Origin of the sequence: Streptomyces sp. NPDC050619 (assembly GCF_040654815.1) — a bacterium.
In the GTDB taxonomy this organism is placed as follows: Bacteria; Actinomycetota; Actinomycetes; order Streptomycetales; family Streptomycetaceae; genus Streptomyces.
This window is the reverse complement of the sequence record NZ_JBFAIR010000002.1, coordinates 618054-636074: the sequence shown is the minus strand read 5'-3', so window position 1 is coordinate 636074 and position 18021 is coordinate 618054. Positions and strand designations below refer to the sequence as shown.

The 18021-nt window shown below is 70.4% G+C and carries 20 protein-coding genes; 10 read left to right on the top strand and 10 right to left on the bottom strand.

Annotated features, from left to right (window positions below):
* Nucleotides 1–154: 154 nt before the first annotated feature.
* The 6 genes from AB0I77_RS05935 to AB0I77_RS05910 all read right to left on the bottom strand — a co-directional run bounded on the left by AB0I77_RS05935 (nt 155) and on the right by AB0I77_RS05910 (nt 6541).
* On the bottom strand, nt 155–1603 hold the full coding sequence (locus AB0I77_RS05935; RefSeq protein WP_363281108.1) for a hypothetical protein: 1449 nt from the start codon (nt 1601–1603) through the stop codon (nt 155–157).
* 159 nt (nt 1604–1762) lie between these two features.
* Complete coding sequence (locus tag AB0I77_RS05930) at nt 1763–3061, bottom strand: MFS transporter (RefSeq protein WP_363281107.1); 1299 nt, start codon at nt 3059–3061, stop codon at nt 1763–1765.
* Complete coding sequence (locus tag AB0I77_RS05925; RefSeq protein ID WP_363281106.1) at nt 3058–4170, bottom strand: PLP-dependent cysteine synthase family protein; 1113 nt, start codon at nt 4168–4170, stop codon at nt 3058–3060. The genes AB0I77_RS05930 and AB0I77_RS05925 overlap by 4 nt, the downstream gene beginning before the upstream one ends.
* A gap of 581 nt (nt 4171–4751) precedes the next feature.
* A complete protein-coding gene (locus tag AB0I77_RS05920) occupies nt 4752–5186 on the bottom strand; it encodes a DUF6153 family protein (RefSeq protein ID WP_363281105.1) in 435 nt (144 codons plus the stop codon).
* A 143-nt stretch (nt 5187–5329) separates the two neighbouring features.
* Nucleotides 5330–5983 carry a DUF305 domain-containing protein gene (locus AB0I77_RS05915; RefSeq protein WP_363281152.1) on the bottom strand — a complete coding sequence of 218 codons (654 nt, stop codon included), beginning with the start codon at nt 5981–5983 and terminating at the stop codon, nt 5330–5332.
* Nucleotides 5984–6130: 147 nt separating this feature from the next.
* Nucleotides 6131–6541, bottom strand: coding sequence for a DUF6153 family protein (locus tag AB0I77_RS05910; protein WP_363281104.1), 411 nt, complete (start codon nt 6539–6541; stop codon nt 6131–6133).
* Between the two features lie 133 nt (nt 6542–6674).
* Between AB0I77_RS05910 and AB0I77_RS05905 the strand changes: the two genes are divergently transcribed.
* The 4 genes from AB0I77_RS05905 to AB0I77_RS05890 all read left to right on the top strand — a co-directional run bounded on the left by AB0I77_RS05905 (nt 6675) and on the right by AB0I77_RS05890 (nt 10068).
* Nucleotides 6675–7043 carry a BlaI/MecI/CopY family transcriptional regulator gene (locus AB0I77_RS05905; protein WP_363281103.1) on the top strand — a complete coding sequence of 123 codons (369 nt, stop codon included), beginning with the start codon at nt 6675–6677 and terminating at the stop codon, nt 7041–7043.
* On the top strand, nt 7040–7951 hold the full coding sequence (locus tag AB0I77_RS05900) for a M56 family metallopeptidase (protein WP_363281102.1): 912 nt from the start codon (nt 7040–7042) through the stop codon (nt 7949–7951). The genes AB0I77_RS05905 and AB0I77_RS05900 overlap by 4 nt, the downstream gene beginning before the upstream one ends.
* A gap of 163 nt (nt 7952–8114) precedes the next feature.
* Nucleotides 8115–9140 carry an NlpC/P60 family protein gene (locus AB0I77_RS05895; protein ID WP_363281101.1) on the top strand — a complete coding sequence of 342 codons (1026 nt, stop codon included), beginning with the start codon at nt 8115–8117 and terminating at the stop codon, nt 9138–9140.
* 49 nt (nt 9141–9189) lie between these two features.
* Nucleotides 9190–10068, top strand: a complete 879-nt coding sequence (locus AB0I77_RS05890) for a F510_1955 family glycosylhydrolase (protein WP_363281100.1) — start codon at nt 9190–9192, stop codon at nt 10066–10068.
* Here AB0I77_RS05890 and AB0I77_RS05885 read toward each other — a convergent pair.
* Entirely contained in the window at nt 10040–10588 is a 549-nt protein-coding gene (locus AB0I77_RS05885; RefSeq protein ID WP_363281099.1) for a hypothetical protein, read from the bottom strand. The genes AB0I77_RS05890 and AB0I77_RS05885 overlap by 29 nt on opposite strands.
* An 11-nt stretch (nt 10589–10599) precedes the next feature.
* Nucleotides 10600–10782 (bottom strand): hypothetical protein, encoded by a 183-nt coding sequence (locus AB0I77_RS05880; RefSeq protein ID WP_363281098.1) that lies wholly within the window; start codon nt 10780–10782, stop codon nt 10600–10602.
* A gap of 86 nt (nt 10783–10868) precedes the next feature.
* Here AB0I77_RS05880 and AB0I77_RS05875 point away from each other — a divergent pair, with 86 nt between their 5' ends.
* Nucleotides 10869–11567 (top strand): TetR/AcrR family transcriptional regulator, encoded by a 699-nt coding sequence (locus AB0I77_RS05875; protein ID WP_363281097.1) that lies wholly within the window; start codon nt 10869–10871, stop codon nt 11565–11567.
* Between the two features lie 83 nt (nt 11568–11650).
* Here AB0I77_RS05875 and AB0I77_RS05870 read toward each other — a convergent pair whose 3' ends face one another.
* Nucleotides 11651–13249 (bottom strand): multicopper oxidase family protein, encoded by a 1599-nt coding sequence (locus AB0I77_RS05870; protein WP_363281096.1) that lies wholly within the window; start codon nt 13247–13249, stop codon nt 11651–11653.
* Nucleotides 13250–13353: 104 nt separating this feature from the next.
* A complete protein-coding gene (locus AB0I77_RS05865) occupies nt 13354–13761 on the bottom strand; it encodes a DUF6153 family protein (RefSeq protein ID WP_363281095.1) in 408 nt (135 codons plus the stop codon).
* A gap of 162 nt (nt 13762–13923) precedes the next feature.
* Here AB0I77_RS05865 and AB0I77_RS05860 point away from each other — a divergent pair, with 162 nt between their 5' ends.
* The 5 genes from AB0I77_RS05860 to AB0I77_RS05840 all read left to right on the top strand — a co-directional run bounded on the left by AB0I77_RS05860 (nt 13924) and on the right by AB0I77_RS05840 (nt 17963).
* Nucleotides 13924–14811, top strand: a complete 888-nt coding sequence (locus AB0I77_RS05860; RefSeq protein ID WP_363281094.1) for a DUF5134 domain-containing protein — start codon at nt 13924–13926, stop codon at nt 14809–14811.
* A gap of 227 nt (nt 14812–15038) precedes the next feature.
* The gene (locus AB0I77_RS05855) at nt 15039–15413 is read left to right on the top strand and encodes a cupredoxin domain-containing protein (protein WP_363281093.1); all 375 of its coding nucleotides are present in this window, start codon (nt 15039–15041) and stop codon (nt 15411–15413) included.
* Between the two features lie 170 nt (nt 15414–15583).
* On the top strand, nt 15584–15877 hold the full coding sequence (locus tag AB0I77_RS05850; RefSeq protein WP_363281092.1) for a heavy-metal-associated domain-containing protein: 294 nt from the start codon (nt 15584–15586) through the stop codon (nt 15875–15877).
* 62 nt (nt 15878–15939) lie between these two features.
* Entirely contained in the window at nt 15940–16296 is a 357-nt protein-coding gene (locus tag AB0I77_RS05845) for an NADH-quinone oxidoreductase subunit A (protein ID WP_363281091.1), read from the top strand.
* 50 nt (nt 16297–16346) lie between these two features.
* Nucleotides 16347–17963: a hypothetical protein gene (locus tag AB0I77_RS05840; protein WP_363281090.1), complete on the top strand. Its 1617-nt coding sequence runs from the start codon at nt 16347–16349 to the stop codon at nt 17961–17963.
* The last annotated feature ends 58 nt before the right edge of the window (nt 17964–18021 follow it).

The window sequence follows — 18021 nt, the reverse complement described above, 5'->3', positions numbered from 1 at the left end:
GCGTTCTCTCCTTCGGCCGTGCATCGAGCGCGCCGCGCGTTGGGACCACCCGACCTGGCATGACTTCCCGGCCGGCCACCGGACGTGGACGTTCCGGCGGCCGGCGACCCCATGCTCACGCGACCCGCTCGGGAGCCCTCCCGAAGGCTCCCTCTCACCGGGTGACCAGCGGCCGGAACGCGTTCCGCACATCGGACTTGGACTCCGTGACGTACCTGGTCGACGGCGGGGTGCCGGAGTCGCCGTAGGTGAAGTACGAGATGACCGAGGGGCAACTCGAGCCGCTGATCTGGATCTTGCGCTTGGCGACGAGCTTGCCGGTGCGCAGCTCGTAGACCTTCACCGGGATCGCGATCTTGTGGAAGCTCACGTAGGTGAGGGAACCGGAGTCCCGGTCCCGGTACGGGCAGGTCTCGACGGAGGTGCCGAAGCCCTCCGTTCCCATGCAGACCACCAGGACGGCGTCGGCGGGGTCGTCGGACTTCCAGGAGCCGGGGAGCTTACCGGTGTAGCCGCCGCCGTACGTGTCGTCGTCGCCGTAGAACAACGCGCGGTTGGTGCCCTTGCCCATGGGCTTGGCGCCGCTGTACTTCGCCGGCTTGGAGCAGTACTCGGGCTGTGAGCCGGTGTCTCCCGCCAGCAGGCTGCGGACGTTGGCCAGCTCGATGCTCTGCGTGGCCTTCCTGACTCCCGTCCGGGCCTTGGCCGCGAGGCTGTCGTCGGGATACCGGTCGAGGAGCCGCTCGTAGTGCGTCCGTGCCGACTCCCAGCTGCTGTGTGCCATGAGGTCGTCACCGCAGGCGACGAGCGCGGCGGGTTCGGTCCGCTTCGCCGTGTCGGCGGAGCGGTCCAGTACGTCGTGGCTGCGCGTCCGGTCCTGGAGCCAGTCGGTGATCGTGACGGTGTCGCAGGGGTCCTTGGCGGGCAGGCCGCGGAGGAATCCGTTCAGGGTCGTTTCGACCGTCTTCTCGTTGCCGGATTCGGCGAGGACCGAGCCAAGGGTGCCGAAGCCGTCCCTCAGGGCGCCGTTGTCCCCGGTCAGTGCGGTGGCCAGCTCGGTACGGGCCGTCCGCAGCCGGTCGCACGCCTCGACGACCTCGTCGCCGCGGGCGGTCAGCGGGGCGTCGGCGACACGGTGCCCGAACCACACCCGGTCCTGGGCGCTCACCGCCTCAGCGCAGTCGCCGTCCGCACGGGCCTCGTTGACGTCGCCCTCGATCCTGGAGGCGTCGAACCGCAGGAGCCCCACGGCCAGCAGCACCGGCAGCGTGATGCAAAGCGCGACCAGCCGCCGGCCGCGCACCGCGCCCCGGCCGGCGCCCCGAGCGCCTCCGCGCGCCAGGAACCACCCGTGGGCGACGACGGCCGCCCACCACACGAGCACGAGGACCTCGTACGACGACCGGGCGGTCGAGACGACCATCGAGACGAGCACCACGGTGACGACCACGGCGACGACGGCGAGCCCCCACCGCCGCAGCATCAGGTAGCCGACGGCGAGCAGGGAGGCGTTGCCGAGGGCGACGGCCAGCGGGTCGTGCGCCCGGGCGTCGGGAGGCAGGTGCTCCGGCAGGGCGGGCACGGCATGCGTCGGATCGCTCATCCTGGTCTCCCCCGGTCGCAGAACGGGTCTGGGTGCACGCATTGTTGGGGCGTTCCTCCGGGACCCCTCCCGAGCTTTCCGCGCATGGTCGAACAGAGCCGAACGGGGTGGGACAAGCGGCGCCGAGCCCCTTGCCCCACCCCCTGGACGAGATCCTGGTCAGACCATCGCCGACCGCGGCTCAGGAACCGCCTGCGTCAGACGACCGGCCCGGTGCAGCCCGTAGAGAGACCCAGCGCAGGCCAGTCCCAGGACGAGCAGCGCCAGCCAGGGCAACGCGGACATGCCCACCGACCGCGCGGCGTCGAGGGCCGCCCCGGTGAGCAGGTTGCCCAAGGTGATGCCGACACCGCAGATGGTGTTGTAGAGGCCGTAGTGGGTGGCGACGAGGCGGTCGCCCGAGAGCCGGACGATGGTGTCCATCTCGAAGGGGTACGCGATCATCGTGCCCAGTGCCAGCAGCAGCGCGGCCAGCGTCGGCGGGACGACCGCGAGCAGCCGGCGCCCCATCCCCCCGTCCGGCACGGGCACGGCCGTCACCACGAGCAGCGGTACGAAGGCCAGGCCCATGCTCAACAGCCCCCAGGCGAGGGCGTGTCCGGGCTCCAGTCGCTGTTTGCACCAGGCGGTCACCCGGGTCTGGCCGAAGATCGTGGCCAGCCCCGACGCCGCGAACAGCACGGCGACGGCCGCGGTCCCGAACTCGCCGTCCCCGCCCAGGCGTCGTACCTCCAGCGGCAGCGCCAGATAGACCTGGAAGGACAGGACGTACGAGCCGATCATGGCCGTCGAGAAGAGCAGGAAGGCGCGGTTGCGCAGGATCCCGCCCCACTGGGAGAGCACGCGCTCGCGCCCCTCGGCCTTCGCCTTCGCCGCGTCGTCCGCGCGACGGGTGGGCAGCGAACGGATCTGTACGACGCTCAGCAGCGCGAAGACCGCCGCCGAGACGAGACAGGTGACGCGGAAGTCGAAGCCGGTCAGCAGCATCCCCACCAGCGGGCCGAGCAGGATGCCCGCCTGGTAGAAGACGTTGAAGAGGGCGAACGCCTCCACGCGCCGCTCCCCCGCGTCGGCCGCGAGATAGGCGCGCACCGCCGGATTGAACAACGCCCCCGCGAAGCCGGTCGCCGCCGAGGCGGCGAGCAGCGCGGGAACCGAGTCGACCAGACCGAGCGTGGCGAAGCCCACCGTGCGCAGCACGCACCCCGCGACGATCAGCGGCTTGTAGCCCAGCCGGTCGGCGAGGGTGCCGCCGATGAGGAACATGCCCTGCTGGCTGAAGTTCCGTACGCCCAGGATGAGTCCGACCATCCAGCCGGCCAGGCCGAGGGATCCGGACAGGTGGGCGGCCAGGTACGGCATCAGCATGTAGAAGCCGAGGTTGATGGTGAACTGGTTCACCATGAGCAGTTGGACGCTCCGCTCGTAGGAACGGACCTGCGTGAGCATCGCCTTCACCGCGCCACCCCGCCTTCCGTACCGGCCGTACCGGCCGGCAGGGACAGGGGATCGCTGACGCTCGTGCAGCGGGTCCAGCGGGTGACTTCCTTCTCGTCCGGGCGGCCCACCACCTCCGGTTCGGGTGCGGGGGTCACGCCCGACAGCCCGTGCTCGGCGCAGTACTGGTCGTCGTAGACGGTCTCCAGATACCGCTGGGGCCCGTCGGGGAAGATCGCCACGATGCGGGTGCTCGCGGGGGCCGTACGGGCGAGCCAGCCGGCCACCAGCGCGACCGCGCCGACGCTCCAGCCGCCCGTGGCGTAGTGCGAGGCGGCCAACTGCCGACAGGCCCACACCGATTCGCCCGGTGCCACCCAGTGCACCTCGCTGAAGTTCTCGTACGCCACGTTGCGCGGGTAGATGCTGGAGCCGAGTCCGCGCATCAGGCGGGTCTTCGCGGGCTGGCCGAAGATGGTCGAACCCACGGTGTCCACCCCGACGAGCCGCATCTCGGGATACAGCTGGCGCAGGACACGCGAGATGCCCGCGGAGTGACCGCCCGTCCCGACACTGCATACCAGTAAGTCGATGTGGCCCAGCTGCGAGGCGAGTTCGAGGGCGAGCGGGGTGTACGCGGAGACGTTGTCGGGGTTGTTGTACTGGTCGGGACACCAGGCGCCGGGGCTGTGCGCCAGCAGTTCGGCCACCCGGTCGCGGCGGGCCTGCTGCCAGCCCCCGGTGGGGTGCGGCACGGGCACCATGTCGACGGTGGCGCCGTAGGCCGTGAGCAGCCGGGTCATGGACGGTTCCAGGCCCGGGTCGGTGACCAGGGTGACGGGATGCCCGTAGACCATTCCGGCCAGGGCGAGGCCGAGGCCGAGCGTGCCACTGGTCGACTCGATGATCGGAGCTCCCGGGCACAGGTCGCCGCGGGTGCGGGCCCGTTCGACCATGTGCAGCGCGGGGCGGTCCTTGATACCGCCCGGATTGAAGCCCTCCAGCTTGGCCCAGAAGCCACGCTCGGGCGGGGAGAAGGGCTGGGATACGCGCAGTACAGGGGTGTTGCCGACCAGCCCGGAGAGGGTGGAGCCGGCGGGGGTGAAGTCACTCGTGCTCACAGAGTGCATCTCTTTCGCTCTCGTTCGATGCGGACGCGTGCGGGTGCTCGTCTCGCGCGCCGCCGGATGCGCGGCGCGCGGCGGGTCCGGCCGGGGCCGGCCTGCCGGAGCGGCTGCTATATGCGCCACCGGCACAGGGAGACGAGAGCGGACCGGCCACCGCTGGGCCGGAGTCCTGGCGCGGCGCTACGGGGATCGGGCGTAAGGACGTCTGCTGCCGCGTCCGTCGGTGCCGCGGCGGTGGCGACAGGCGGTGCGACACGAGCCGGGTGCATCGAGGACGAGGCAGCCCCGGTACGGGCGCCGAGACAACGGTCGTGAGAGTCCGATGTGTCGAGGAGCTCGACTTCACTCGACACGGGGGCTGAGCGGCCGTACGACGGCTCCGCCCCATGAAGCTGATCGCCGAGGCAGGCCAGCATCGCGAACAGCAGGGCGTACAGCGTGGTCCGAACGAGTCGGTTCATGGCAGGGGTGGGCGGCACAGGTCCTCCGCGCGGCGGGGATGGTGGAAACGGTCGTGGACCATCCCCGCACCGCACCGAAGAACGCCATGCGGAGGAGGTCAGACGCCAAGGAAGGGCGCTGACCTAGATACGAAGAACCGCGGAGTCCGCCGCATGCGTTATCGGTGCCACGAGGTCGCGGGCCGCGGCGTGGCGTGCGTGCACCAGCCGGCGCAGGCCGTCGTCATCGCCCACCGGGCTCAGCGGAGACAGGCAGGGCACCTCGACACCGGGCCCCTGCGGGGGCTGCCCCAGCGCGCACTCCCCACCGGCATGGTGCTGACCGTGACCGCCGTGGTGGTCGTCCGACGCATCGTGGGGCGTCTCGCTCGCGGACCCGTCGGATACGTCGGATACGACGATGCCTTCGCCGGAGGAGAAGTGACGCTCCGTGGCATCGGGGCTGACGGCGTGCGTATACAGCAGACCGAAGAGAAACAGGCCCAGGCCCAGCACACGCCACAGAACCGCTGTCGAGCGGCTCCGTTGCACACCGGAAGGCGACCAGGCCGTAATCACGCCGTGATCCTAACCCGCCCCGAAAGCACTCGCCCTCCCATTGGCGAGGACACAGCGTGAACAAGCCAGGTCATCCCGCGGGCGACACGACAGCGGTGGGCCGCCGGGAAACCCCCGACGGCCCACCGCTTCATGACACCGCGTCAGCTCTTGCCGAGCATCTTGTTCATCTGCTCGATCTCTGCGGTCTGGGCCGTGATGACGTCGTCCGCGAGCTTCGTCGCGGGGCCGTACTCGCCGTCGGCCTTCTCCCCCTTGGCCATCTCGATGGCGCCCTCGTGGTGCTGGACCATCATGTCGAGAAACATCTTGTCGAACTCGGTGCCGGAGGCCTTCTCCAGCTTGTCCATGTCCTCGCCGCTCATCATTCCGGGCATGCCGGACGACATGTCGTGGTCCATCCCGGGCATGCCGGACGACATGTCCTCGGGGACCTCCTCGCCCCAGGAGGTGAGCCAGCCGGACATCGTCTTGATCTCCGGGTCCTGCGCCCCCTTGATCTTCGTGGCGAGGTCCTTGACCTCCTGCGACGAGGCACCCTTGGCGGCCATGTCGGCCATCTCGACGGCCTGGCGGTGGTGCTGGATCATCTCCGTGGCGAAGTCGACGTCGGCCTTGTTGTGTTCGCCGGCCTCGGCCGAGGCGGACGCGGACGTGGACGTGGACGGGCTGGAGTCGGACTCCATGGAGCCCATGTCGTGACCGCCGTCGCCACCACAGGCGGCGAGCGCGAGAGCGGCCACCGCGGTGGTCGCGGCGAGGGCGGTACGGCGGACGAACGTGCGGCGCGCGGTCATGCGTGCCGTCATGCGTGCGGTCATGCGTGCGGTCATGCGTGCGGTCATGCGTGCGGTCATGGTGGAACTCCTGGGATCGGATCTACGAAGGGCATGCCGATACGCGGCGCCGCGCCCTCATGGGCGTGCGGCGTCACGCGGGCCGCTCTAGATCCGCAGGAGTTGAAGTTCGGAGAGGGAAGGCGGCGCCCGGCCGCCGTCGCGTCCACTGCCGCCCGGAGAGGTACGCGCGAGCGGTACTCCGGCACCGACCACCACATCGGGCAGCAGCACGGGCACCACGCCGGGAGCGCCACTCACCGACGCGGAGGCACAGGTCGGATCCGCGTGCTGCGCATGACCGTGGCAGTCGCCGCCGTGTTCACACGTCGTGGGCATGGAGGCCTTGGGGCCCATGTCCATGCCCACCGCCACCGTCCGGTCGGGTCCGTGGGCGGCCGCGGGCACCGGGCCGAGACCGTGCATACCGAGGAGGCCGAGCAGCAGAGCGCCCACGAGCAGGCCACAGGACCGCAACAGCGATTGCGGCCGAGGGGCGAGCTGTAAGAGGCGCGTCACGGCGCCATCGTAGGCACAGGCCTTTGCTCCCTTTCATCCCGGGCGTACGTCATCCCGGGCGTACGCGAGGAGGGCCCGGAGACCATCCGTCTACTATGACCTTACGTATTCGGTGGCGAAAGGACTCAGGGCCATGCGGCGGCTGGGGGAGCTCGAGGCGGAGATCATGGATCGCCTCTGGACGTGGAACCGGCCGGCCACGGTGCGTGAGGTCGTCGACGACATCAACAGGACCCGGCCGGTGGCGTACACCACGGTGATGACCGTCACCAACATCCTGTACACCAAGGGCTGGCTGCTGCGCGACAAGCAGGGCCGCGCCTGGCTGTACACGCCGGTGCGCAGCCGCGAGGCGTACGCCGCCGCGCTCATGGAGGACGGCCTGGGCGAGAGCAAGGACCGGCCGACCGCGCTGGTCCACTTCGTCGAGAACATGTCCGAGGAAGAGGTGGCCGCCCTGCGGAAGGCCCTGCGGAACGTCGGCCGGCAGGCGAAACCGTGAACGCGGCCCCCGTCCTCATCGGCTACACGGCCGCGGTGGGTTTCGTGGCCCCGCCCCTGATGCTGCGGGCAGGCTGGCCGCACCGGGCGCCCGCCCTGGCCACCGCCGTGTGGCACGCCCTCGCGGTCTCCTTCTCGATCGGGCTCGCGCTCTCCGCGTACAACCTCGCCATGCCGACCGAACACCTGCACGCGGGCCTGGTGGGCCTGCTGCACTCCTGCGGGCTCGATATGGGGGCGGACAGGCCCGACCCTCATACGGCCGACCGGCTGGCCGTCGGTGTACCCGCCGCCATCGCGATCGCCCTGGCGGGCGCCTTCGCCTTCCACTCGATGCGGGCCCGTCGGGCGCGGACAGAGCACCGGGAGGCCCTCGACCTGGTGGGCCGCCGCTCGTCACGGCTGAGCGCCACCGTCCTGCCCTACGACATTCCCGCCGCGTACTGTCTGCCCGGCCGCCACCCCCGGATCGTGATCAGTGACGCGGCCGTGCGCGAGCTGACGTCGGATCAGCTGGGCGCCGTACTGGAGCACGAGCAGGCGCATATCACGGGCCGCCACCACCTGGCCCTGGCCGCCGTGGAGGCCTTCCACTCGGTGTTCCGCCGGCTGCCGCTGGCCCGCCACGCCCGGGAGCAGACGGCGCTGCTCCTGGAGATGATCGCGGACGACCGTGCCCTGCGCAGCCACTCCCACGAGGTGCTGGCCACCGTCATGTACGAAATGGCCGCGGCCCGTGCCCCCAAGGGCGCGCTCGCCGCGGGCGGCCACACCGTCGTCATCCGCCTGACGCGCATCCTCGGTCCACGCAAGGCGCCCCACCCGGCCCTGTGGGGTTCCGTCGCCGCCGCGGCCGTGGCGGTTGTGCTGCTGCCGCTCCTGGTCGCCTGCCCGCCCGGGCTCGGCTGACCGATTCCGGTGAGACGCCCGCGGCTTCCCGCAGGGCGCCCGCAGCTTCCCGCGGGACGCCCGCGATTTCTCTGAGATGCCTGCGACTCGTACTCACTTGCGATACAAACTACTAACCTACTAAGTTTCTGGCGTACTCAGACCGCATAGGAGTCACCCCACGATGGGAACCCACCGTCGGCCGAAGCCGGCCAGCCGTGCCCGGATAGCCACTCTCGGCATGGCCGCCGGCGCCGTCAGCCTCCTGCCGACGCAGAGCCAGGCGGCCCCCGAGCCCACGGTGGACGAGGTGCGCAAGAAGGTCGAGAAGCTCTACGAGGAGGCCGAGGCCCCCACGGAGGAGTACAACGCCATCAGCGCAAAGCAGGAGAAGCTGCGCCGCGAGGTGGACGGTGCGCGGGACCGGCTGGCGCGCAAGCAGCAGGAGGTCAACGAACTGCGGGAGAAGGTCGGCCCGTTGGCGGCCGCCCAGTACCGCAGTGGCGGCATCGACCCGAGTGTGCAGCTGTTCCTGTCCGGCGACCCGGAGAACTATCTCGAGCAGGCCGAGATGCTCGACCGTACGAACAGCCGGCAGGCCGACGCCCTGCGGGCGATGCAGGCCAAGCAGCGCGAACTCGCGCAGGAACGCGTGAGCGCCCAGCAGCGCCTGAAGTCCCTGGAGGAGACCCGCGCCAAGGCCGCGGCGAAGAAGGACGAGGTCCAGGGCAAGCTCACCGAGGCCCGCAAGCTCCTCAACAGCCTGACCGCCCAGCAGCGCGCCAGGATGGAGGCCGCCCAGGAGCGGGACGACGCCTCCGCGGGCGCCAGCGACTCCCGCGCCACCTACAACGGCCCCGCCAGCGGTCGTGCGAAAAGCGCGCTCGACTTCGCGTACGCGCAGCTCGGCAAGCCGTACGAGTGGGGTTCGACGGGTCCCAACTCCTACGACTGCTCAGGCCTGGTGGGCGCGTCCTGGCGCACAGCGGGGGTCTCCCTGCCCCGCACGGTCCAGCAGATGTACGACGCGGGCCGCAAGGTGTCCAAGTCGGACCTTCAGCCGGGCGACATCATCTACTGGTACAACGACACCCAGCACAACGGCATGTACGTCGGCAACGGCAAGGCCATCCACGCGCCGCGCACCGGCAAGAACATCGAGATCGTCCCCCTGGACTCCATGCCGTTCTTCGCCGCGTCGCGGCCCTGAGCGTCTGAGTGTCTGAGTCACCAACGCCCGTACCCCGCAAGGAACTTCAGTGATCGCACGTCCGGCCGTCCGTACCCTGCTCGCCGCCGCGGGCGTCTCGCTCGCCTCCCTGGCCCTGGCCGCCTGCGGGGGCGGCGGGGACGACTCGGCCGACACGGAGGTGGCGGCGGACGCCGCGGACTCGTCGGGGACGCTCTCCCATGTGCACGGCCTGGGCGTCGATCCCGCCGACGGACGCGTGTACGTCGCCACCCACAACGGGCTCTACACCGTGGCCAAGGGCGGCAAGCCGGAACTCGTCGGCGTCAGCGAGGACGACTTCATGGGCTTCACCGTGACCGGCGCCAACACCTTCGTCGCCAGCGGACACGGAGCCGAGGGCAGCGACCGTCCGGGCAACGTGGGCCTGATCGAGTCCGAGGACGCGGGCGTCACCTGGACGTCCCGGTCGCTGTCCGGGGAAGCCGATTTCCATTCCCTCGACTCGGCCGAGGGCACCGTCTACGGCTACGAGTCCGGCCGGGTCCGGGTCAGCGGCGACCTCGAGAACTGGGACGACCGGGCCTCGCTCGACGCCCTCGACCTCGCGGTGAGCCCGGCCGGGGACAAACTGCTGGCCACCACCGCCGACGGCGTGCTGGCCAGCACCGACGGCGGCCGCACCTTCGGCAAGGGCTCCGCGCAGGTCCATGCCTTCCTGTCCTGGCCCGTGGAGAAGTCGCTGTTCGGCATCGACCCCGCCGGGAAGCTGAGCAGCAGCGCGGACGACGGCAGGACATGGAAACAGCTCACCACCGTGCCCGGCGGACAGCCCCAGGCGCTGACCGCGGTGAACGCCGAGCACGTTCTCGCCGCGACACAGGACGGCGTGTACGAGTCCCGCGACGGCGGCGAGACCTTCACGAAGCTCGCGCCTCTCGCCGCGTAAGAGCGGTATGCCCCGCTCGCGACTCCTGCTGCCTGCGCCACCCGTAGCGAGTCATCCCCTTCGGCTTGTACACCGACAGCGTGACCGCGACCAACAGGATCAGCACAGCCGCGGCGGCATCGGCCAGCAGTTGAACCCGCATCCCGAAGAGCTCGCCGTCGGCCAGGCTCGCCACGGCCGCGGCGTCGGCGACACGGCCGATCACCTGCATGTGCACGAGCAGCAGGACGGTGGCGACGACGTTGATGAGCAGTTTGAAGAGCACCCAGTAGTGGCGGAACAGCCCCCACGTGCTTCCCAGCGACTGGACGAGCCCGGTGAGCAGGGAGGCGAAGCTGAGCGGGACCAGGACGAACCAGCCCGTCACCTCCATCGCCAGGTAGGCGCCGCGCACCGTCTGAGCACTCCCACTGGCCAGACCGGCGACGGCGAGGGCGAGAAAGACGGCGACGGCACCGAGCCAGCCGACCGACGAGGTGACGTGCGCGGTGAGCGCGATCTTGCGGAGGCGACGGTTCATGGTCATCGCGATCAGTGCCCGCCCATGCCGCCGCCGAGCGTGTGCATGAGCACCAACGCCACGAGCAGGGCCGCGCCGGCGGCGATCGCGAGGGTCTTGGCCCAGCGCGGCATGCCGGGATGCGCCGCGGAAGCCGATGCGTGCCCGGCGTCGTCGGGGCGAGTGGGCGAGTCGGCCATGTGCGTGTCCCTCACGGTGCGTGGGTGGCGCACGGTACGTGGCGCCGATTTGATACGCGGTTCGCCGCGCGCTTCCCACTTTACGAGACACAGTGTCTACCATGTCAACCAGGTGTATCGACGTCGTCGCCGCGTACACTGGCCCGGTGCCGAAGCTGTGGAACGAGACGATCGAGGCGCACCGCCGCGCCGTCCACGACGCGATCCTGAACTCCGCCGTCGAGCTGGCCGCCGAGCACGGCGTACGGGCGGTGACGATGTCGCAGATCGCCGAGCGGGCCGGCATCGGACGGGCGACGCTCTACAAGTACTTCCCGGACGTCGAGGCGATCCTGCTCGCCTGGCACAACCGTCAGATCACCGGGCACCTGGGACAGCTGACGGAGATCCGGGACCGGACCGACGGGGCCGGCGACCGGCTGGAGGCGGTCCTCAGGGCGTTCGCCCACATCTCGCGCCATTCCCGTGGCCACCACGGCAGCGAACTCGCGGCATTCCTGCACCGGGACGAGCGAGTGGCCCACGCCCAGGGGCAACTCCACGACATGATCCGGGACCTGCTGGCCGCAGGGGTGCGGACAGGTGACTTCCGCGGCGATGTCGCGCCCGACGAACTCGCGACGTACTGCCTGCACGCCCTCACCGCGGCTGCCGCCCTGCCCTCCGACGCGGCGGCCGACCGGCTCGTCACGGTCACCCTGTCCGGACTGCGTGCGGGGAGTGCCGTACCGGACGACCGGGAGCCCACGACGCGTCCGCATGAGCAGCACGGCCACCACCCGGGGCGCTCAGCCCACTGACTTTCCCCCGAGCCCGAGAACGGCCGCGTCCGGACGCGCCCACCGTCGATCGACGGGCCCGCCCGGACGGCGTGCGGAGAACGTCAGGCCTGGTAGGCCACGTTCGCCATCATCCCGGCCTCGCCGTGGTACGCGTTGTGGCAGTGCAGCATCCACTGGCCCGGGTTGTCCGCGTCGAAGAAGACGGACAGCGTCTTCTTGGGCAGCACGATCGAGGTGTCCTTGCGCGGTCCCGAGGCGCCGAGCTGGTACGTGTGGCCGTGCAGGTGCATCGGGTGCCACATGTCGGTGGTGTTGACGAAGTCCAGCCGTACGCGCTGCCCCTCCTCGACGAGGATCGGGTGGGCGTCGGGGTCGTTCATGTCGAACGGCCTGCCGTTGATGGCCCAGTTGTACTTGTCCATGCCTCCGGTCAGCTTGATCTGGTGCGTGATGTCGGTCTTGGCGGACTTCAGGCGTACGTCGTCGGCCGCTCGCAGCTGGGACGCCGTCATGATCATGCCGTCGAGTTCCTTCGGGCGGACGGTGGCGGACGGCTTGCTTCCTGAGCCCGTGCGCACCAGGGCGAGACCGTTCGCCTTCTTGCCCTCGGCCAGGGCGACGAGCGGGAAGATCCCGTCGCCGAGGGTGACGAGGACGTCGTACCGCTCGCCCATGCCGACCAGCAGCGCGTCCACCTCCTGGTGCCGGACCGGGAAGCCGTCGGTGTGCGTGATGGTCAGCTTGTGGCCGCCGAGGGCCAGCCGGTAGGCCGTGTCTGAGCCGGCGTTGATGATCCGCAGCCGTACCTTCTTGCCGGGCTTGCCGGTGTAGACGTCCGGGTCGGTCGCCACCCGGCCGTTGATCAGGTGGTGCGGGTACCTCACATCGCCCGCGTCGCCGCCGAGCAGCTCGCTCTCGGCGCCCATGAGCATGAACTTCGTCGACATGTCCCCCATGTCGTGGCCCTCCATGCCGCTGGGGCTGGGGCTGGGGCCGGCGCTGTCCCCCATGTCCATGCCACCCATCCCGTCCATGCCGCCCATGCCCTGCTTCAGTTCGGCGAAGACCTCGTCGGGGGTGCCGGTGACGCCGTCGACCCAGTCGTCCAGCAGGACGACCCACTCGTCGTCGTAGTCGAGGGTCTCCTTGGGGTCCTCGACGATCAGCGGGGCGTACAGGCCGCGGTCGAGCTGGACGCCGACGTGCGGGTGGAAGAAGTACGTGCCCGGGGCATCGGCGAGGAACCGGTAGGTGAAGGTGGAGCCGGCCCGAACGGCGGTCTGGGTGACGGGCGGCACGCCGTCCATGTCGTTGCGCAGGGCGATGCCGTGCCAGTGGATCGAGGTCGGGGTCTTGTCCGGCAGCTGGTTGGACAGTTCGGCGACCAGCGTGTCGCCGACGGAGAGGCGGATCTCCTTGCCCGGGGTGCGTCCGTCGAAGGCCCAGGTCCTGGGCATGACGCCGCCGCCCAGGTCGATCATGGCGGGCGCCGCGGTCAGGGTGAGCTTCTGCTGCCGTCCGGTGCTGGTCCGCTTCTTCTCGGCGGCGGCGACCGCCGAGCCCGAGGGACCGACCAGGGCGTTGCTGCCAGGGCCGGAGCCGCTGCCGGAGCCGGAGCCGCTGCTGCACGCCGCGAGCGCGCCCGCGCCTGCGACGCCCAGCCCGGCGAACAGGACGGAGCGACGGTTGATGCTGTTCATTGAGTGGTGTCCTCTGTATCGAAACTGCGATATCGAAACTGCGATATCGAAACTGCCGATGTGGTCGCGGGCGGGACGGCGGATCGCGCGCCGTCCGGCGCGGCCTATATGCGCAGTTGCGAGAGGACGGACAGATCGGGCGGGGCTCGGCCGACCGTGGCGCCGGGTGCGCGACCGGCCGCGGCCTGCCGCAGGTGCGCCGACTGGTCGAACGTGACCTGGGCGGGTAGCGCGAGCTGCACGGAGCCGACACTCGCCGTGGTGCAGTGCTGTGTTCCGGGCATGGAGCACCCGCCGTTGGCGTCGGCGCTGCGCGAGGAGTCGTCCGAGACCGCCGGCGCCGTCTCGTCAGGCATCACGTGAGTGGCATGGGCCATGCTCGGCATCGAGGAGAGGCCCGTCGCGGACGTCTCGTGGTGAACGAGCACGGCCAGCGCGACGCACAGGGTGAGGAACACCCCGTAGGCCCAGCGGACGGCTGGGCCCCCGCTGTGCACTGTCCGAATCGTCATGCGCTCCACCTGTGCCGTGTTGTGCCGCCGAATCCGCATACTACCCCCCGGGGGTAAGTACGGCCGGAGGGGATCTCATCGCCTGCTGAACACTCACCCAGCCCCGGACGTACTAAGGGCACTAGCAGATGGCGGCCCGAATGGACGGTGAAGATGGGAACCATGGCGCTCAGTTGGGCCATCGCGATGGTCGCGGCACTGGTGGCCGCCGTCAGCGCGGTCCGGGTGGTGACCACCAGCGGTGAGACCCGCTTCGTGGCCGGAGGCGATCTCCTGATGGGCCTGTGCATGGCCGCCATGGCCCTGCCGGCGACTGTCGCCTGGTACGCCGACTACGGCATGTGGTGGTCGGGGTTGTTCGCCCTCGTCGGGCTCGGGGGCGTGGCCATGGCCGTCAAGCACACGCGCACGCACGGGTGGAAGCACGGCCGTCACTGGGTGCACCTCGTCGTCGGCAGCGCGGGCATGGTGATCATGACGCTCGCGATGACGAGTACGTCGTCCGGGCCGGTGCTCGCCCTGGGGCATTCGTCCATGGCACACATGCCGGGCATGGAGGACACGGCGAGCACGACGGATACGCACCAGATGGGCGGCATGGAGTCCATGGACGGCATGAAGGGCATGGACTCCATGGACGGGATGGGGTCCATGCACGGGACCGACATGCCCGGCATGACGCATGCCGCGGCCGACACCGACGCCGCCGCGGGATCCACCTCGGTGTGGCGGTACCTGATCGTGGCGCTCGCCGTGTACTTCGCGCTGTCGATCGGCGCGTCCGTATGGGCCAGGATCCGGGGCACCGGCCGGGGCGGCCGGAGTGCGGGCTCCGGGGTCGGCTGGGGGCGCTGGCTGCTCGCCATGCCGGACACGGTGTTCGTCTTTCTGGCGTCGCTGACGATCTCGGTGTGGGACAGGGCCCGGACCGCACAGCGCGGCGGTCACGGGCGGCGCCGCAAACTCGGAGCCGCCCCGGACGCGGCGCTGGCCGCCCATATCGGCATGGGCGGGACCATGTCCGCGATGCTGCTGATGATGGCCGTGTGAGGACAGGACGCCACTGACCGGCGGCTTCGCGCGTAAGAGCAGCTGCGAGGCCGGCCGCCTGGCACCTGAAGGCCCGAGGCGGAGAATGGACCCAAGCCATTCATGCGCTCGGGCGGACTCGGACTCCTTGATCCCCGGCCCAGGCCGCCGGCGGGCGCCCTCACGAAGGGCCCGATCCGATGTCGCCTTCGCATCGCAGCCTACGTACCGTACCGGCGGCGTTCGCAGTGGCCGCCGCCCTGCTGCTCGCGCCCGCCTGCGGCAACGGGGACGACGAACCCTCCCCGGCCTCCCCCAGCCCCACTTCCTCGCCCACATCGCCGGCGTCGCCCACCTCCGAAACCGCGGGCGCACCTCGCATCACGATGGAGGACTTCGCGTTCAGCCCGGATGACCCAGAAGTGCGTCCGGGCGAGAAGGTCACCGTGGTCAACAAGGACTCCGCCGCACACACCGTCACGGCCACGGACGGCGAAGGCTTCGACACCGGGAGCATCGACGGCGGCGAGTCCGGGACGTTCACCGCTCCCTCCGAGGCCGGCCGCTACGCCTTCGTCTGCACCTTCCACCCGAACATGACGGGCACGCTGATCGTCCGCTGAACCGGCAAGGCGGCGTACAGGTGCGCCCGTTTTTCAAGTCACTGAGTTGATTGGCGTTGATACCCCCTAGGGGTAGGGGGTATGGTTCTGACGTCTGCGAGAGGGCCGGGGAACCGCGCCCCTCCTGGGCAACGACCTGCACATCCATACCCTGAGGAAGTGAAGTAGCCATGACCACCGAGACGAACTCCGGCTCCTGCTGCGGCTCCCACTCCTGCGGTTCCGACGCCACGGTCGACGTCCAGGGCGTCGGCGTCACCACCGTCTACAAGGTCTCCGGGATGACCTGCGGGCACTGCGAGGGCGCGATCTCCCAGGAGATCTCCGCGCTGGACGGCGTCACCGCGGTCAAGGCCGTCGCCGGCACCGGCGAGGTCACCGTCACCTCCGCCGCCCCGCTCGACGAGGAGGCCGTTCGCGCCGCCGTCGACGAGGCCGGCTACGAGCTCGTCGGCCGCGCCTGACGGCCTTTCGGGGTCGCCGTATGAGCTAATCTACTAAGCAGATCCTCAGAGGAAGGGGGACCGTGCAGACATCGGACTGGCAACCGGTCCTGGTCCTTTTGGTCCTGGTTACTGGGGCAGTTGTGCTTCTCCACGGTCTCTCCATCGCCGTAAGGGCGGTCCGGGAGCCGCTGCGCACCGGGCCGTTCAGCGGAGGGCTGGAACCACAGGAGCACGCGTTGTCCCGGTTCCACGTCCGCTGGTATCCGGTCACGATGGTCTTCCTCGCCTTCGACATGGAGATGCTGTTCATGTACCCGTGGACGAAGGTCGTCTCGGCGGTCGGTACGAGCGCGGTCGTCGAGATGTTCCTCTTCCTGGGCATCCTGCTGGCGGGCGTCGGATACGCCTGGCGGGAGGGGGCGTTCCGATGGAGTTGAGACGCCGACTCACGCGAACGGCCCTGTCCCGCCCGGGAGTTCTGCTCGCGGTGTCTCCCGGAGCCACCCGGGAGCGGCTGGCCGTCGAGGCGGAGCTCGTCCGGCGGGAATGGCCGACCGCGAGCACGCCCGCCGGGGCGGATCTCCTCGTGGTCCTGGGCACCGGCCTCACAGAGGAGCAGGACTGGGTCTCGAACCTGTGGGACGCCATACCGGCGCCCAAGGCACGGGTGCTACTGACGGACGCCGAACAGGTCACCACGGTCCTCGATCAGGGGCTGGCAGCGCTCCGCGGCGGCTATGACGGCCACGACGGCCACGACGACTCGGCCGGGCATGAAAACCACGCCGGGCATGAGTCCCATGGCTCCAGCGAGGGGCACAGCGAGCACCACGCCCACGACGGGGGCATGTCCCACGCCGACCACAGCGAGCACGGCCAGACCGAGCCCCCCGAAGCCGACACACACGAGCAACACAGCGCCCACGAAGGCCACAACGGGCACGCTGACCACAACGGGCATGACGAACACGAAGGACACGAAGGCCACGCCGCCTCGGCGGGACATGAAAACCACGCCGGGCATGAGTCCCATGGCTCCAGCGAGGGGCACGACGAGCACCACGCCCACGACGGGGGCATGTCCCACGCCGACCACAGCGGACACGGCCAGACCGAGCCCCCCGCAGCCGACACACACGAGCAACACGCCGCCCACGAAGCCCACAACGGGCACGCTGACCACAACGGGCATGACGAACACGAAGCACACGAAGGCCATGGCGGCCACGCTGGCCACGACATGCACGGCGCGCATCACGGTCACGCCGGGCACGACATGGGCGGCGTAGTGGACGGATTGCCCATGGCGGATCGCGCCGATGACCGGGACGGGCTGAGGCTCGACCGGCTGCATGTGCCGCTGGGCCCGGCTCTCGTGGACTGGCCCGCCGGGCTGGTGCTGCGCCTGACCCTCCAGGGCGATGTCGTCCAGCAGGCCGGCGTCGAGACGATGGCTCCCGCACTCCCCGCCTTCCACACATCCCACACCTCCCCGCATCCGCCCTTCTGGGACGACCCATGGCTCCGTGCCGCCGCGGGCGAGCGCGTGACCCGGGGCGACGCGGCGCGGCGGTTGTGCGCGGCGCATCTGGACAGCCTGGGAAGGTTCTTCGCCGTGGCGGGGTGGGCCGACCTCGCCGCCCGCGCCCGACGGGCACGGGACAACGCGCTGGCTGGGGCAGGCGCCGCCGAACTCTCCCCTCTCGTACGGCCCTTGATCCGACGGGCCGAGCGGTCGCGGGCCCTGCGGTGGCTGACCGCCGGGTTGGGGCCGCTGACCGCTGAGCACGCACACCATCTCGGGATCACCGGCCCCGCCCTGGTCGCCGATGGGGACGCGCACGGCCGGATGCTCGTATGGCTCGACGCGGTCGGGCGGAGCGCGGCAGGCTGCGAGGACACCGGCGTGCTGGACGGAGCAGAAGCCATCGGCCCTCGCGGGCGGATCGGCGGGGCAGCGCCGCCCTCCCAACCGCTCCTCGACGCACTGCCCGGATTGCTGGAGGGCGCCGAGTTCGCCTGCGCGCGGATCATCGTCGCAAGCCTGGACCCGGACCTCGACGAGCTCGCGCACGCTCCGATGACAGAGGTGGCCCGTGGCTGAACACACGTCAGCCGGACTCGACGCCGCCCTCACGACCGGCGCCCGCAACGGACAGCCG